General features: G+C 30.4%; 15 protein-coding genes. 10 read left to right on the top strand and 5 right to left on the bottom strand.

The features are described from left to right. Window positions 1–200 precede the first annotated feature (200 nt). Window positions 201–1,277: a peptide chain release factor 1 gene (prfA, locus tag BT151_RS09545; RefSeq protein ID WP_072401599.1), complete on the top strand. Its 1,077-nt coding sequence runs from the start codon at window positions 201–203 to the stop codon at window positions 1,275–1,277. Between the two features lie 33 nt (window positions 1,278–1,310). Beyond that, window positions 1,311–2,123: an orotidine-5'-phosphate decarboxylase gene (gene pyrF, locus BT151_RS09540; RefSeq protein ID WP_072401597.1), complete on the top strand. Its 813-nt coding sequence runs from the start codon at window positions 1,311–1,313 to the stop codon at window positions 2,121–2,123. Here the strand turns inward: pyrF and BT151_RS18600 are convergent. The 4 genes from BT151_RS18600 to purU form a co-directional block, all read right to left on the bottom strand. Next, window positions 2,120–2,269, bottom strand: a complete 150-nt coding sequence (locus BT151_RS18600) for a hypothetical protein (protein ID WP_171946626.1) — start codon at window positions 2,267–2,269, stop codon at window positions 2,120–2,122. The two genes, pyrF and BT151_RS18600, sit on opposite strands and share 4 nt — an antisense overlap. A 78-nt stretch (window positions 2,270–2,347) precedes the next feature. Then, complete coding sequence (locus tag BT151_RS09535) at window positions 2,348–2,548, bottom strand: Lacal_2735 family protein (protein ID WP_072401595.1); 201 nt, start codon at window positions 2,546–2,548, stop codon at window positions 2,348–2,350. 122 nt (window positions 2,549–2,670) lie between these two features. After that, window positions 2,671–3,375, bottom strand: coding sequence for a DUF4197 domain-containing protein (locus BT151_RS09530; protein ID WP_072401593.1), 705 nt, complete (start codon window positions 3,373–3,375; stop codon window positions 2,671–2,673). 91 nt (window positions 3,376–3,466) lie between these two features. Then, a complete protein-coding gene (purU, locus tag BT151_RS09525; RefSeq protein WP_072401591.1) occupies window positions 3,467–4,321 on the bottom strand; it encodes a formyltetrahydrofolate deformylase in 855 nt (284 codons plus the stop codon). Window positions 4,322–4,467: 146 nt separating this feature from the next. On the opposite strand from purU, the gene BT151_RS09520 reads away from it, so the two are divergent. Then, the gene (locus BT151_RS09520; RefSeq protein WP_072401589.1) at window positions 4,468–7,905 is read left to right on the top strand and encodes a methylmalonyl-CoA mutase family protein; all 3,438 of its coding nucleotides are present in this window, start codon (window positions 4,468–4,470) and stop codon (window positions 7,903–7,905) included. A 181-nt stretch (window positions 7,906–8,086) separates the two neighbouring features. After that, the gene (locus tag BT151_RS09515; RefSeq protein WP_072401587.1) at window positions 8,087–9,877 is read left to right on the top strand and encodes a tetratricopeptide repeat protein; all 1,791 of its coding nucleotides are present in this window, start codon (window positions 8,087–8,089) and stop codon (window positions 9,875–9,877) included. 10 nt (window positions 9,878–9,887) lie between these two features. Here BT151_RS09515 and BT151_RS09510 read toward each other — a convergent pair whose 3' ends face one another. Further along, window positions 9,888–10,283, bottom strand: a complete 396-nt coding sequence (locus BT151_RS09510) for a hypothetical protein (protein ID WP_072402624.1) — start codon at window positions 10,281–10,283, stop codon at window positions 9,888–9,890. 124 nt (window positions 10,284–10,407) lie between these two features. Here BT151_RS09510 and BT151_RS09505 point away from each other — a divergent pair, with 124 nt between their 5' ends. From BT151_RS09505 to BT151_RS09480, 6 genes are all read left to right on the top strand, one after another. Next, window positions 10,408–10,851 carry an Lrp/AsnC family transcriptional regulator gene (locus tag BT151_RS09505; protein WP_072401585.1) on the top strand — a complete coding sequence of 148 codons (444 nt, stop codon included), beginning with the start codon at window positions 10,408–10,410 and terminating at the stop codon, window positions 10,849–10,851. Window positions 10,852–11,008: 157 nt separating this feature from the next. Next, entirely contained in the window at window positions 11,009–12,019 is a 1,011-nt protein-coding gene (locus BT151_RS09500) for a sensor histidine kinase (protein ID WP_072401583.1), read from the top strand. Between the two features lie 5 nt (window positions 12,020–12,024). Next, window positions 12,025–12,789, top strand: a complete 765-nt coding sequence (locus tag BT151_RS09495; protein ID WP_072401581.1) for a sterol desaturase family protein — start codon at window positions 12,025–12,027, stop codon at window positions 12,787–12,789. A 5-nt stretch (window positions 12,790–12,794) separates the two neighbouring features. Further along, on the top strand, window positions 12,795–13,565 hold the full coding sequence (locus tag BT151_RS09490) for a LytR/AlgR family response regulator transcription factor (RefSeq protein WP_216231098.1): 771 nt from the start codon (window positions 12,795–12,797) through the stop codon (window positions 13,563–13,565). Window positions 13,566–13,676: 111 nt separating this feature from the next. Beyond that, entirely contained in the window at window positions 13,677–14,438 is a 762-nt protein-coding gene (locus tag BT151_RS09485; RefSeq protein WP_072401579.1) for a hypothetical protein, read from the top strand. A gap of 12 nt (window positions 14,439–14,450) precedes the next feature. Beyond that, window positions 14,451–14,822, top strand: a complete 372-nt coding sequence (locus tag BT151_RS09480) for a hypothetical protein (protein ID WP_072401577.1) — start codon at window positions 14,451–14,453, stop codon at window positions 14,820–14,822. The last annotated feature ends 88 nt before the right edge of the window (window positions 14,823–14,910 follow it).

Genomic DNA, 14,910 nt, shown 5'->3' with positions numbered 1-14,910 from the left:
AAAAGAAAGCATCATATTTATACCTATAGACCATAAAATAAATGGTCTATAAAAAGTGAATATGGAAAAAAATTGCTGCATAGTATCTATGATAACGTGATTTATTAAAGAATATTTTTAATATACAACTATTACAGTCGTTTGTAATTACATAAAATTCATAAATTATCGTATTTTTGATTCCCAATTAAAAAAGGCAGATGTTAGAGAAATTACAAATAGTAAAACAACGTTTTGATGAGGTTAGTGATTTAATTATTCAACCAGATATTATATCAGACCAAAAGCGCTATGTTGATTTAAATAGAGAGTATAAAGACTTGCGAATTCTTATGGATAAACGCGAGCAATATATTGAGTTTACCAATAATTTAACAGAAGCTGAAGAAATAATTGCAGACGCTAGTGATCCAGAAATGGTAGATATGGCAAAAATGCAATATGATGAAGCCAAAGAAGGAATTCCAAAATTAGAAGAAGAAATAAAAGTACTTTTAATTCCAAAAGACCCTGAAGATGCTAAAAATGCAGTTGTAGAATTACGTGCAGGAACCGGTGGTGATGAAGCTAGTATTTTTGCTGGAGATTTGTTTAGAATGTATACTAAATACTGTGAAAGTAAAGGCTGGAGAGTTGATACTGTAGATTTTAGTGAAGGAACAAATGGAGGTTTTAAAGAAATTCAATTTGAGGTTACTGGTGATGATGTTTATGGAACTTTAAAGTTTGAAGCTGGTGTACATCGAGTACAACGTGTACCACAAACCGAAACTCAAGGTCGTGTTCACACTAGTGCAGCAACGGTTATGGTATTTCCAGAAGCTGAAGAGTTTGATGTAGAGATAAACCCAAAAGAAGTAAGAATTGATTTTTTCTGTTCTTCTGGTCCAGGAGGTCAATCGGTAAATACAACTTATTCAGCAGTGCGTTTAACACATATACCAACAGGTTTGGTAGCGCAATGTCAAGATCAAAAGTCGCAGCATAAAAATAAAGAGAAAGCTTTTAAAGTATTGCGTTCACGTTTATACGAAATGGAGCTGGCAAAGAAAAATGCTGAAGATGCAGAAAAACGTGGTAGTATGGTTTCTTCTGGGGATAGAAGTGCTAAAATTAGAACTTATAATTATCCACAAGGACGTGTTACAGACCATAGAATTGGATTGACACTTTATGATTTATCTAATATTGTAAATGGAGATATTCAAAGAATAATAGACGAACTAATGTTAGCTGAAAACACCGAAAAGTTAAAAGCTAATAGTGATATGATTTAAAAATAACGGCCTCTTCTTGAGGCTTTTTTATATATGACAACAAACCAACTCATATCTCAAATTCGAAAAAAGAAATCCTTTCTATGTATAGGATTAGATGTAGATTTAAATAAAATTCCAAAACATTTATTAAAAGAGGAAGATCCTATTTTTGCCTTCAATAAATCTATTATTGATGCAACACATCATCTGTGTGTAGCTTATAAACCTAATACAGCGTTTTATGAAGCATACGGATTAAAGGGGTGGAAATCTTTAGAAAAAACAATTAATTACATAAACGATAAACATCCAGAAATTTTCACAATCGCAGATGCCAAACGTGGCGATATAGGAAATACTAGCAGTATGTATGCTAAAGCATTTTTTGAAGATTTAGCGTTCGATTCTGTTACTGTGGCACCTTATATGGGGAAAGATTCAGTTGAACCTTTTTTGGCCTTTGAAAATAAGCATACCATTCTTTTAGCCTTAACATCAAATCAAGGAGCGTTTGATTTTCAAACAAAAACAATTGAAGGAAAAGAACTTTATAAACACGTTTTAGAGACTTCTAAAACATGGGAGAATTCTCATAATTTAATGTATGTAGTTGGAGCAACAAAAGCTGAGTATTTTGCAGACATTAGAAAAATTATACCAGATAGTTTTTTATTAGTTCCTGGAGTAGGTGCACAAGGTGGGAATTTGCACGACGTTTGTAAATACGGCATGAGTGCTAATATAGGCTTGTTAATTAATTCTTCAAGAGGAATTATTTATGCCTCAAATAAAGAAGATTTTGCGCAAGCCGCAGCTGTAAAAGCAAGTGATATGCAGAAGGAAATGGAAGGCTTTATCAATTAAATAGAAACTGATTCAAAACCTTCGTCATATTCAACTTTACTAACATCTTCAACAAAATTTGCAATTATATTTTCTAATTCTTTTAAGCTAATTAGCTTATTTAGGTTTGGTTTAATTTTACCAACTTTACAAAAATGGGAATTCATATCGTTCTTTTTTATATATAAAGTACGTGTATATCTGAATTTTAGACGTAATGGAAAGGTTAAAGAATTACTAAAAAATTAAGAAGTAATATGTTGCTTAACTTCTCTTGAAAGATATTTTAATCTATTTAGCTTATTAAGTAGTTTAATAGCTCTGAATTCTGAAATATCACTTAAAGCAGAATCAGTTTGACGAAAATTATAAGCAAGTTCTATAAGTTGCTTATACCTTTGGTTAAGTTTGATTTCTTGGGTTTTTATATCGTCAGTTCTATTCATTGAAAAACTAATAAACAAGTACTTAAATATACATTTTTTTTATTGAAAAATTTTTTTTTTATGATTTAATTTAGTCAATTAAGCATTTGAATTTAATTTTTGCTAGCTGTAATATGAATATTTTAATCCTGAAGAGCAAAAACTTTTCTTAATAAATCTGTGGTTCTAGAAGATAGTTTTGTGCGTATTTCTTTTTCTTCAACGCCAATCATTGTATAAACACCTTTTAAAGCTTCTCCAGTAACATAATCTGTTAAGTCTGGGTTTACATTATTGGTAAAAGGAATTGTGTTGTATTTGTTTATTAAATTACTCCAAATTTCATCTGCTCCTACTTTACTAAAAGAGTTTTTTATAACCGGATTAAATTTATCATAAAGTGCCGTTTGTGTTTTAGAGGTTAAATATTGTGTTGCAGCATCGTCATTTCCTAACAAAATATTTTTAGCATCTGCAAAGGTTATTCCTTTTACAGCATCAATAAAAATGGGAGTTGCTTCTTTTACAGCATCCTCTGCAGCTCTATTTAATACTTTTAAACCTTCATCTGCTAATTTACTTAAACCAATATCTCTTAAAGCTTTGTCAACTTTCTGTAATTCTTCTGGTAATAAAATTTTTACCAATTCATTTTTAAAGAAACCATCTGTTTGTGTAAGTTTAGAAACCTGTTTATCTATTCCTAAATCTAAGGCTTGTCTTAAACCAGAAGCAATTTCATTATTTCCTATAGCTCCTCCTTGTGGTAATTGATTAACAACTTGCTGTAATTCTGCACATGCAGTAAGATTAAAAATCAATATAACGGCTAAAAATTTACGTATCATAGTTTGGGGTTTAGTGTGTTTACAAATATATATATATTTTAAACATGAAACTTTCTTAAACAACAAGCCTTATAGACTTTTAATCCAACAACTATGAAAAAATAACCGTTTTATTATTAAAAACCATGACTTTCCTGTTAGAATGAAGTTTAACAGCGTTAGACAAAACAATTTTTTCTAAATCACGACCTTTAGCAATTAAATCTTGAATAGAATGTGCGTGAGTGACACGAGTAACATCTTGATCTATAATTGGGCCTGCATCTAACTCTTCAGTTACATAATGACTTGTAGCTCCAATAATTTTAACACCACGTTTAAATGCGGAATGATATGGTTTTGCTCCAACAAAAGCAGGTAAGAAAGAATGATGAATATTAATTATCTTGTTTGGGTATTTGCTAATTAATTTGCTAGAAACAATTTGCATGTAACGAGCAAGTACTATAAAATCTATTTGGTGTTTTTCTAAAAGTTCCAATTGTTTGTTTTCCGCTTCTTCTTTAGTGTCTTTAGTAACTGGTATATGATAGAAAGGAATTTTAAAATTATCAGCAATAGGCTTTAAATCAATATGATTACTAATAATAAAAGGAATTTCTAAATTAAGTTCTCCAGAATTATAGCGTCCTAATAAATCATATAAACAATGGTCATATTTAGAAATAAATAAAGCCATTTTTGGTTTTATTTCAGAAGAATATATGCGCCATTTCATTTCAAATCTGTCGGCTAAAGTTTCTTTAAATGCAATTTTAAAAGCATCTGTAGATAATAATTCAGTAGAAAACTCGCTTTCTAATCTCATGAAAAAGATATTTTGCTCCCTATCAACATGTTGGTCTATATAGACAATATTTCCGCCTTTATTTGCAATAAAATTGGTAACCGATGCTATGATACCAGGTTGATCTTTACAGTGTATTAAAATGGTAATTTTATTCATGAGATTTGTAATCTTATGTCTTCAAAATTAGTTTAAAAATCATATACTGTAGAATTTACAATATGATTTTAGATAATTTTATGTAAACCCTTTATTTTTTTGAATATTTCGTAAATTGCGCTACTAAAATTCAATAATCTTTACGAATGAAACAACAAGCTTCTTATAAACCTAAACACAAAGTACGTATAGTTACCGCAGCATCACTTTTTGACGGACATGATGCTTCCATTAATATTATGCGTCGAATTATTCAAGCCACAGGTGTTGAAGTGATTCATTTAGGGCACGATAGAAGTGTTGAGGAAGTTGTAAATACAGCCATTCAAGAAGATGTAAATGCCATTTGTTTAACCTCATATCAAGGAGGACATAATGAATATTTTAAATATATGTACGACCTTTTAAAAGAAAGAGGAGCAGAGCATATTAAAATTTTTGGCGGCGGCGGCGGCGTTATTTTGCCTTCAGAAATTAAAGATTTGATGGATTATGGTATTTCTCGTATTTACTCGCCAGATGATGGTCGAGAAATGGGGTTGCAAGGTATGATTAATGATTTGGTTGAAAAATCTGATTATGCAATTGGTGATCAATTAAATGGTGAAATAGAAAATCTTTCAAAGAAAAATTCAAAAGCAATTGCAAGAGTAATTTCTTCAGCAGAAAACTATCCAGAAGTAGCGAAAGAAACCTTAGAAAAAATTCATGCAAAAAATAAGAATTCTAAAACACCAGTTTTAGGTATTACAGGAACTGGTGGCGCAGGTAAATCATCTTTAGTTGATGAATTGGTGCGTCGTTTTTTAATTGATTTTCCAGAAAAAACAGTTGGAATAGTTTCGGTTGATCCTTCAAAACGTAAAACAGGTGGTGCTTTACTTGGTGATCGTATTCGTATGAATGCTATTAATAATCCAAGAGTGTATATGCGTAGTTTGGCTACACGTCAATCTAATTTAGCATTATCAAAATATGTGAATGAAGCCGTTGAAGTTTTAAAAGCTGCCGAATACGATTTAATTATTTTGGAGACTTCAGGAATTGGGCAATCAGATACCGAAATTATAGAACATTCTGATGTATCTCTTTACGTAATGACTCCAGAATTTGGAGCAGCTACACAATTGGAAAAAATTGATATGCTTGATTTTGCAGATTTGGTTGCGATTAATAAATTCGATAAACGTGGTTCACTTGATGCATTACGCGATGTAAAAAAACAATACATGCGTAACAATAATCTTTGGGATATTCCTCAAGATGAATTGCCAGTTTACGGAACTATTGCGTCACAATTCAACGATCCAGGAATGAATACGCTTTACAAAGCGATTATAGATAAGTTGGTTGAAAAAACCGACTCAGAGTTGAAATCTACCTTTAAGATTTCAGAAGAAATGAGCGAGAAGATTTTCGTTATTCCTCCAAGTAGAACACGTTACTTATCTGAAATTTCTGAAAATAATAGAGCTTACGATAAAACTGCAAATGAGCAAGTTGAAGTAGCTCAGAAATTATACGGAATTTATAAAACAATTTGCTCTGTTGCTGTCATTTCGAACGAAAGTGAGAAATCTCATCTCAGTAAGTTTGGATTAGATGAAGAAGCGATTTTTCGACAAGCTAAGAATGACACTGATAAAGAATTTTTAAATCTTTTAATTCAAGAATTCAATCGTGTAAAACTAAACCTAGATCCTTACAATTGGGAAGTAATTACAGGTTGGAACGAAAAAGTAAATAAATACAAAAATCCTATCTATTCATTTAGAGTAAGAGGTAAGGAAATCAAAATAGAAACGCATACAGAGTCGTTATCACACTCACAAATACCAAAAGTAGCTTTACCAAAATATCAAGCTTGGGGAGATATTTTAAAATGGTGTTTGCAAGAAAATGTACCTGGTGAATTTCCTTATACATCAGGATTATATCCATTTAAACGTACAGGCGAAGATCCAGCCCGAATGTTTGCTGGTGAAGGAGGTCCAGAGCGTACAAACAGACGTTTTCATTATGTAAGTGCAGGTTTACCAGCAAAACGCTTATCTACAGCTTTCGATAGTGTAACGCTTTATGGTAACGATCCAGATTTACGTCCAGATATTTATGGCAAAATAGGTAATGCAGGCGTTTCAATTTGTTGTTTAGACGATGCGAAGAAATTGTATTCTGGTTTCGATTTAGCAAATGTTATGACATCTGTAAGTATGACTATTAATGGTCCCGCACCTATGTTATTAGGTTTCTTTATGAATGCTGCCATCGACCAACAATGTGAGTTTTACATTAAAGAAAACAGTTTAGAAAAAGAAGTACAAGCCAAAATTGCTAAAATCTATAAAGGCAAAACGCGTCCTTCTTATAATGGCGATTTACCAGAAGGAAACAATGGTTTAGGTTTAATGCTTTTGGGTGTTACTGGAGATCAAGTTTTACCTGCAGACGTTTATGCTGAAATTAAAAAGAACACTATTGCTCAAGTTAGAGGAACGGTTCAAGCTGATATTTTAAAAGAAGATCAAGCACAAAACACCTGTATTTTCTCTACAGAATTCGCATTGCGTTTAATGGGAGACGTGCAAGAATATTTTATCGAAAATAATGTACGTAACTTCTATTCAGTATCTATTTCTGGATATCATATTGCTGAAGCTGGTGCAAATCCAATTACACAATTAGCATTAACGTTATCTAATGGTTTCACTTACGTGGAGTATTACTTAAGCCGTGGCATGGACATCAATAAATTTGGTCCAAACTTATCATTCTTCTTTTCAAATGGAATCGATCCTGAATATGCTGTAATTGGTCGTGTTGCTCGTAAAATTTGGGCAAAAGCTATGAAAAATAAATATGGAGCAAATGCTAGAGCGCAAATGCTTAAATATCATATTCAAACTTCCGGGCGTAGTTTACACGCTCAGGAAATTGATTTTAACGATATTCGAACAACGCTTCAAGCTCTATACGCGATTTATGACAACTGTAATTCACTACACACCAATGCATATGATGAAGCGATTACAACACCAACAGAAGAATCTGTACGTCGTGCGATGGCGATTCAGTTAATCATCAATAAAGAATTAGGTTTAGCAAAGAATGAAAACCCAATTCAAGGTTCGTTTATCATTGAAGAGTTAACCGATTTGGTTGAAGAAGCTGTGTTATTGGAATTCGATAGAATTACAGAACGTGGCGGCGTTCTTGGTGCCATGGAAACAATGTATCAACGCAGTAAAATACAAGAAGAAAGTTTGTATTATGAAACGTTAAAGCATAATGGTGATTTCCCAATTATTGGTGTAAATACGTTTTTGAGTTCTAAAGGTTCACCAACGGTTATACCTGCGGAAGTGATTCGTGCAACAGAAGAAGAGAAACGATTCCAAATAAAAACTTTAGAAAATCTTCATAAAGCAAATGATACCAAAGATTTATTGAAGGATCTTCAAGTGAAAGCTATTCACAACGAGAATATTTTTGAAGCTTTAATGGATGTTTGTAAAGTGTGTTCTTTAGGTGAAATTACTTCGGCATTATTTGAAGTAGGAGGTCAGTATCGCAGAAATATGTAAGAAGAAAGTAATTTATACGAAAAGAATCCTGAAACAGTTGTTTCGGGGTTTTTTATAGCGAATTTTTAAGAATTATTTTTGAATACATTTTGATGAAATTGCATAAATAATTGAAATGCAACAGTAAACCACTTGTTTATTAAAACAAATTTTATATTTTTAATGAAGCTAACTTCTAATTATGAGCTTTAAAAATTATTACAATGAACTTAAACGTCGAAATGTTTTTAAAGGAGCTTTAGCTTATATCTTATTTTCTTGGATTCTTATTCAGGTTTTTTCTATCCTGTTATCTACTTTTGAAGCGCCTTCTTATATAATGAAAATTATAGTTGTTCTTCTTTTAGTTAGTTTCCCTGTTTGGATTATTTTTTCTTGGGTATATGAGATTACTCCAGAAGGCATCAAGAAAACCAAGAATGTACATCCAGAGTATTCTACCGTTAATAAAACCAACAATCGTCTTAATTATATAATTATAGGGGCTCTAATGATTGCCATAATATTATTAGGGGTTAATGCTTACGCTACCTATAATACTAATGGTGCAAGCTTAAAAGAAACTCAATTTCTTGAACAGGCGACAAGTATTTCTAAACCAGAATATGTAGTTAAATCTGTGGCAGTACTCGCTTTTTCAGATATGAGCCCGAAGAATGACCAAGAATACTTTAGCGATGGTATTAGTGAAGAGATTTTAAACTACTTAGCCAAAAACCCAGAACTTAAAGTATTGAGCCGTACTTCTTCTTTTTATTTTAAAGGTAAAGAAGCAACTACTACAGAAATAGGAGAAAAACTTAATGTAAATTATATACTGGAAGGCAGTGTGCGTAAGGCTGGAGAAGTGTTAAGAATTACGGCTCAACTTATCAACGTTAAAGATGGATTACATCTTTGGTCTGAAACTTATGACCGGAAAATGAACGATATTTTTGCTATACAAGATGAAATCGCACAAGAAGTAACCAAAAATTTGGAGGCTAATCTACTTAACGAAAAAATAAAGGAGGCTAATACTGAAGCCTATACCAAATATTTAGAGGCAAAAAATGTTTACGAGCGTTATACAAAAGAAGGGAATGTTAATGCTTTAAGGCTTGTTAAAGAATCGATTGCAATTGATGCGTCATATGCCCCAGCGTGGTTATTGCAAGCTAAAATTATAAGATATGGCTATGGCTATATTAATTCTAAGGAGTTATTTGATAAAGATAAGATTATGCCAGCCCTACAAATAGCATTAAAACTGGATTCTAGCTATGCAATTGCTTATGCTTATATGGGAGATTATTATGTTTCTTTAGAAACGGATTATGTTAAAGCACGGCAAAACTATCAACAGGCACTAACACTAGATTCAGAAAATGCCGAAGTATTGCGCAGGGTCTCTAATTATCCAACAATTTCTCAAGAGGACAGAATCAAATTATTGAAAAAGGCGATACAAATTGACCCTTTGGATGAATTGAATTTCCTTAGGCTTTCTTCTTTTTATATTTATTCAAGGGAATATAAAAAAGCTCTGGAAGCCATGGATAAATACTTGTTATTTTCCAATTATGTACCTTCAGACCATGCTTATAGAGCAGAGATTTTGGCTTTGTTGGGACAGCAAGAGGAGGCTATGGTAGAAATAGAGCAAGAAACTGATGACATTTCAAAACGCTATACAAGGGCGCTAATCGCCTTAATATTTAAGGAAAAAGACAGTGAAAAATATGTTAATAGCTATAAAGAAAAATTCGCTTCGGAATATCCATATACAGTTGCTCAGATGTATGCTTACCAAAACAAAAAAGATTCAGCATATGTTTGGTTGCAAAAGGCTTTTGACAAAAAGGACATAAATATATTAGCACAATTTAGAGAAGATCCTTATATGGATCCCTTACGTGAAGATGCCCAATTTAAGAAATTTATGAGCAAAGTCGATTTTCCAGAGCCTTTGGAACTTAATTTTATTAATTAAATATTAATATTTAAAGCGTCATCATCCAAGAACTTTGAAGTTTCTTGAATTTTCTTAATTCGCTACGTAAAATAGGTAAGAAGTCTTTACCGTTACTATTAGAACGCTCAAGTCTATATGAGCTTTTATATAATTTATTTGTAAGTCGTTTTAATGAAGCAATATGCCTGTGTTTTCTATCTGAATAACGCTCAAGTTCCGCATTTAAAATTTCTGGAGCTAAAGAGATAGATTGTTGTACAATATCTCCTGAAAAATAAATATTGTTATCTTCTGATCCATCGGGTTTTAAGTTCGATAAATCATGATTTAAGTACATTGAAATGTTTTGAGATAAGGCAAAAATTTCTAATGCTTTTTGATAAATCGGTAATTCCGATAGGTTTAGTGGGGTATTAGATAGCATAATATTTTTTCTCTTAGCAATTATACCAAAATTACTCACAAGAAATCATATTTATCTTTAGATATTAAAGTAAAACTGTATATTTGCTTTAAATATTAATTATTTATAGTTAAATTTCCTTCGAATGAGTTTAGATGCCCTTAATGGTAAGATTTTAAAGTGTTTACAGCAAAATGCAAGACTATCAAATGCCGAAATTGGTAGGCAGGTTGGTATAAGTTCTCCTGCTGTTTCAGAGCGTATTAAAAAGATGGAAGATTTAGGTATTATTGAAGGCTATAAAACTATTGTTTCTCCATTTGAGCTTGGTTATCAATTTAAAGCTATTATTACGTTAAGAGCCTTTATGGGGAAATTAAAGCCCTTTTTGGAAAAGGTTAAAACCTATGATGAGGTTATAAATTGTTATAGAATTACAGGCGACGAAAACATTGTTATGGAGGTAGTTTTAAAAAATCAAAAACACTTAGAGAATTTTATAGACCAACTAATAAGTTATGGTGAAACAAAAACACAAATTGTCTTATCTAGAGTTATAAAACAAAAGGAAGTTATACCAATAAAATAAAACGATAATGTTAAGCATATTTTAATATGCTTTTTTATTGATAAGTTTACTCATTAAGTAGTTTTAACCTTTCAAATTTAAATTTGTCCGCTTCATTTTAATAAATAGTTACATAAAGATTGTAACTATTATATTTGATATAAATGTATGTAGGTTAATGAAAAATTTCCCCATTAAAAAAGGACTTTTAATAAGTCTGGTAGTAAGTTGTTTAACAACGTCACCAAGAGTAATAAGACTTAGTGCAACAGATTTTAGTTATTTATTAAGCCATTTATTTTATTTATTTGTTTTATCTTTTGTGTATTGGTCGCTTACACAAGTTTTTTTACACCAAAAGAAAAATATTGTTTTAAAAATTATTCTTTACTTATTTATAAGTGGCTTAATTTCTATACTATATCATTTTTCAGTAAAATTCTTCTTTAATGATTATGCCTTTTTCTTTTCAGATCTACCAATAATTGAAGAATTAAAAGGAAACCATATTAGGTTGTTATTGTTTGTTAGAGGTGTGCTTTTTAGTGCAATAATCTATTTTATAGTGTATTATTTAAATCTTTTAGAAGATAAACAAAAAGCTTTGTTAGAAATAGAACAGTTAAAACAAGAAAAATTAGAAGCTCAATTAGATACATTGAAACAACAAATAAGTCCGCATTTTCTATTCAATTCATTAAGCACATTAAAAACTATTGTAGCAGAAGAGACTTCTAAAGAATATATTATCCAATTATCAAATGTATATCGTTATCTATTAAGTTATAACGAGCTTCATTTGACCACTTTAGAAGAAGAATTAGAATTTGTGAATTCCTATTTATATATTCAAAAAGAGCGTTTTGAAGATGCTTTAATAATCTCTATTATAATTGAAGATACTTTTTTAGAAAAACAAATTCCACCATTAGTATTACAATTACTTATTGAAAATTCAATAAAACACAACATTGTTTCTTTGGATGACCCTTTACTTATAAAGGTTTTTATAGAAGGTGAAAACACTTTGGTAGTTTCAAATAATTTACAGCCTAAAATGACCACAGAAACAACGACTAAAAAAGGATTGGAAAACATTAGAAATCGTTACTTAATATTATCTGGAAAAAATATTGAAGTTATAAAAAGTAAAGACAATTTTATAGTTAAAGTGCCTTTGTTAGATTAAATAAAATGGAAAATAAAAACTACATATTCTTTTTTTTAATAGCATACCTCAGGTATATTTTTATGGTAGGAATAGCTTTTGTCGTTTTTTATAAATTATTTAAAAAGAAGTTTCAAAAACTTAAAATCCAACACTTATTTCCTAAGTCTAAAGACTATTATAGAGAAATACGTTATTCCTTTTTTACAGTATTGATTTTTGCTTTTTATGCTTACTTATTAAAGCTTCCAGCAGTAAGAATACATACTAAAATTTATACTAATATTTCAGATTATGGTTGGTGGTATATATTGCTTAGCTTTGTATTGGCGGTAATTATACATGATACTTATTTTTATTGGTCGCATCGTATTATGCACCATTCAAAATTGTTTAATATTATGCATTTAGTACATCATAAATCAACCAATCCAAGTCCATGGGCCGCATATGCGTTTCATCCATTTGAAGCCCTAGTTGAAGGGGGAATAATTTGGGTTTTAGTATTTGTAATCCCACTACACCCATTAACAATTGGTTTATTTTTGTTGTTTATGTTCACTTATAATATTTATGGTCATTTAGGTTACGAAATTATTCCTAATTGGTTATTGTTCTCTAAAGTAGGTAAGTGGTTAAATACGTCTACAAATCATAATATGCATCATCATTATTTTAAAGGAAATTATGCATTATACTTTAGGTTTTGGGATATTGTAATGAAAACAACACATCCAAAATATGAAGCTGTTTTAAAAGCATTTAAAAAGAAGAAATACAATCTAGCGTAATAGAAATGATTACAATTTTAATTATTGAAGACGAAATTAAAACAGCAAAAGAGCTTAAAAAATATATTGAGCAATCGCCTTATAATGCTGTTGTTTTAGATGTAAAACAAAGCATAAAAGCTTCTGTAAAATGGCTAAAAGAAAATAATGCACCAGATTTAATTTTTTCAGATATTCAATTAGCAGATGGTTTGAGTTTTGAGATTTTTAAATTAGTAGAAATACAATCTCCAATAATATTCTGTACAGCCTTTGATGAGTATGCTATTGAAGCTTTTAAAACCCACAGTATTGATTATTTACTAAAACCTATAGATAACTCAAAACTCAATTTAAGCTTAAAAAAATATCAAGATATAAAAGCATTGTTTGAAGGTAATATTCAACAAACTCAAGAGAGTATAAAAAATGCAATCCAACAACTGGATGTTAATTATAAAAAAACTATTTTAGTACATTATCAAGATAAAATTATTCCTTTAAAAACTGAAGATTTAGCTTATATTAATTACGATTTGGGAAATGTGTATTTGGTTACTTTTCAAGGTAAAAAATATGTTATTAATCAAACATTAGATGAGTTAGAATCCATACTAAACCCTGGCAATTTTCACAGAGTAAACCGTCAATTTATAGTAAACCGAAAGGCCATAAATACTATCGAAAACTACTTTTCTAGACGATTACTTTTAAAACTTACGCTTCCAACAGAATCTGCAATTATAGTAAGTAAAACAAAATCACCATTACTTTTAAAATGGATTGAAAATTTTTAATCTGGCATTCGTGCTATTCATTTTTAGTTTTGTCCGTTTCACTTTAAAAATTTATAATTCAAAAGGGTTTCAGAATATATTTGAAGTAAAATAATTTAACCCCCTTTTATTATGAAAAAAACAATTAAATTCTTAAAAAGCAGTAATTTTAAATTAATGCTCAGTGCATTAAGCATTTTTGCTATTATGTCATGTTCTACTAATGATGACAATAATGCTAATAACAATACAGAAGCAATAGAAGAAGCCGATGTTGTAGATGTTGTAGAAACATCTTTAGCAAAAGAAACTGACGGCATGTCTAAATCTATGGAAACAGCTGTAGTGTATTCTGCAGAACAAAATGTATTTACAGAAACGCCAGATTTAGAATGCGGATACCTTTATAATGATGCGTTTAATGAAAGTCACAACTCAGATAATTTTTCTTATGATTTTTCAATAAACAGAGCGTATCAATTAAATTGTGATGATAATGGTAATGCATTAAGCTTAGCATATGATATGGCATATACCGGAGTTTATGATGCGCCACGAATGGCATCAGACGACGAAGGTGTTGTAGGTTATGTTTTATCAGGTTTATCTCAACAAGACGATAATGTTCTTTTTGAAGGGAATTACACAAGAAACGGTTCGCAAGAATCTAAAGTGAGACATATGAATATGTTTACGAGTACACTTGTTTTCGATATATCTAATATAGCAGTAAGCAAAACAACTTACCAAATTATGTCTGGAACGGCTTTAGTAAGTTTCACAGGAATTTCTTCAAATGGCAACGAATATCATTTTAATGGTACTTTAACTTTTAATGGTGATGCCACTGCAACTTTAGTTTTAAACGGGAACACATATATAATTAATCTTTAAAAGAATACAATCATGAAAATAACACGTCAATTTTTTCTCTTATTTTTTGGATTAATGCTAGTAAATACAGCTTTTTCACAAGAACAGTCTGCAGAAGATAAAGCCAAGGAAATGACTGAAACAATGCAGGGGCAAATAGGCTTTAATGAAGAAACGTCAGTAAAAGTATATGATATAAATTTAAGTTTTGTTGAAGATTTACAAGATGTTAAAGCGAGTGAAAACAGTAAGATTAAAAAATTTAAAGCTATAAAATCTTTACAAAAAGAAAGAGAAGATGCTTTGGAAAAAGTTTTAACAAAAACAGAGTTTGAGGCATTTAAAAAATATAAAAAGGAGAATTTTAAAGCCATAAAAGAAAAAGTAAAAAGCAATAGAACTTAATATTAATAGTAGTATTAGATGTGCTTTAGGACGAGTTTGACTTTTCAAAGTCGAATTTGTCCTTTTCATTTTATTTTTAATGCATTTT

It is taken from the genome of Flaviramulus basaltis (genome assembly GCF_900114265.1).
Classification (GTDB): domain Bacteria; phylum Bacteroidota; class Bacteroidia; order Flavobacteriales; family Flavobacteriaceae; genus Flaviramulus; species Flaviramulus basaltis.
This window is presented reverse-complemented; position numbering and strand designations above follow the sequence as displayed.

Coding starts and splice junctions, on each gene's coding strand:
- BT151_RS18600 (WP_171946626.1), bottom strand. CDS start 2,269: ATGAATTCCCATTTTTGTAAAGTTGGTAAAATTAAACCAAACCTAAAT.
- prfA (WP_072401599.1), top strand. CDS start 201: ATGTTAGAGAAATTACAAATAGTAAAACAACGTTTTGATGAGGTTAGT.
- BT151_RS09485 (WP_072401579.1), top strand. CDS start 13,677: ATGAAAAAAACAATTAAATTCTTAAAAAGCAGTAATTTTAAATTAATG.
- BT151_RS09495 (WP_072401581.1), top strand. CDS start 12,025: ATGGAAAATAAAAACTACATATTCTTTTTTTTAATAGCATACCTCAGG.
- BT151_RS09480 (WP_072401577.1), top strand. CDS start 14,451: ATGAAAATAACACGTCAATTTTTTCTCTTATTTTTTGGATTAATGCTA.
- BT151_RS09515 (WP_072401587.1), top strand. CDS start 8,087: ATGAGCTTTAAAAATTATTACAATGAACTTAAACGTCGAAATGTTTTT.
- purU (WP_072401591.1), bottom strand. CDS start 4,321: ATGAATAAAATTACCATTTTAATACACTGTAAAGATCAACCTGGTATC.
- pyrF (WP_072401597.1), top strand. CDS start 1,311: ATGACAACAAACCAACTCATATCTCAAATTCGAAAAAAGAAATCCTTT.
- BT151_RS09505 (WP_072401585.1), top strand. CDS start 10,408: ATGAGTTTAGATGCCCTTAATGGTAAGATTTTAAAGTGTTTACAGCAA.
- BT151_RS09500 (WP_072401583.1), top strand. CDS start 11,009: ATGAAAAATTTCCCCATTAAAAAAGGACTTTTAATAAGTCTGGTAGTA.
- BT151_RS09520 (WP_072401589.1), top strand. CDS start 4,468: ATGAAACAACAAGCTTCTTATAAACCTAAACACAAAGTACGTATAGTT.
- BT151_RS09510 (WP_072402624.1), bottom strand. CDS start 10,283: ATGCTATCTAATACCCCACTAAACCTATCGGAATTACCGATTTATCAA.
- BT151_RS09535 (WP_072401595.1), bottom strand. CDS start 2,548: ATGAATAGAACTGACGATATAAAAACCCAAGAAATCAAACTTAACCAA.
- BT151_RS09490 (WP_216231098.1), top strand. CDS start 12,795: ATGATTACAATTTTAATTATTGAAGACGAAATTAAAACAGCAAAAGAG.
- BT151_RS09530 (WP_072401593.1), bottom strand. CDS start 3,375: ATGATACGTAAATTTTTAGCCGTTATATTGATTTTTAATCTTACTGCA.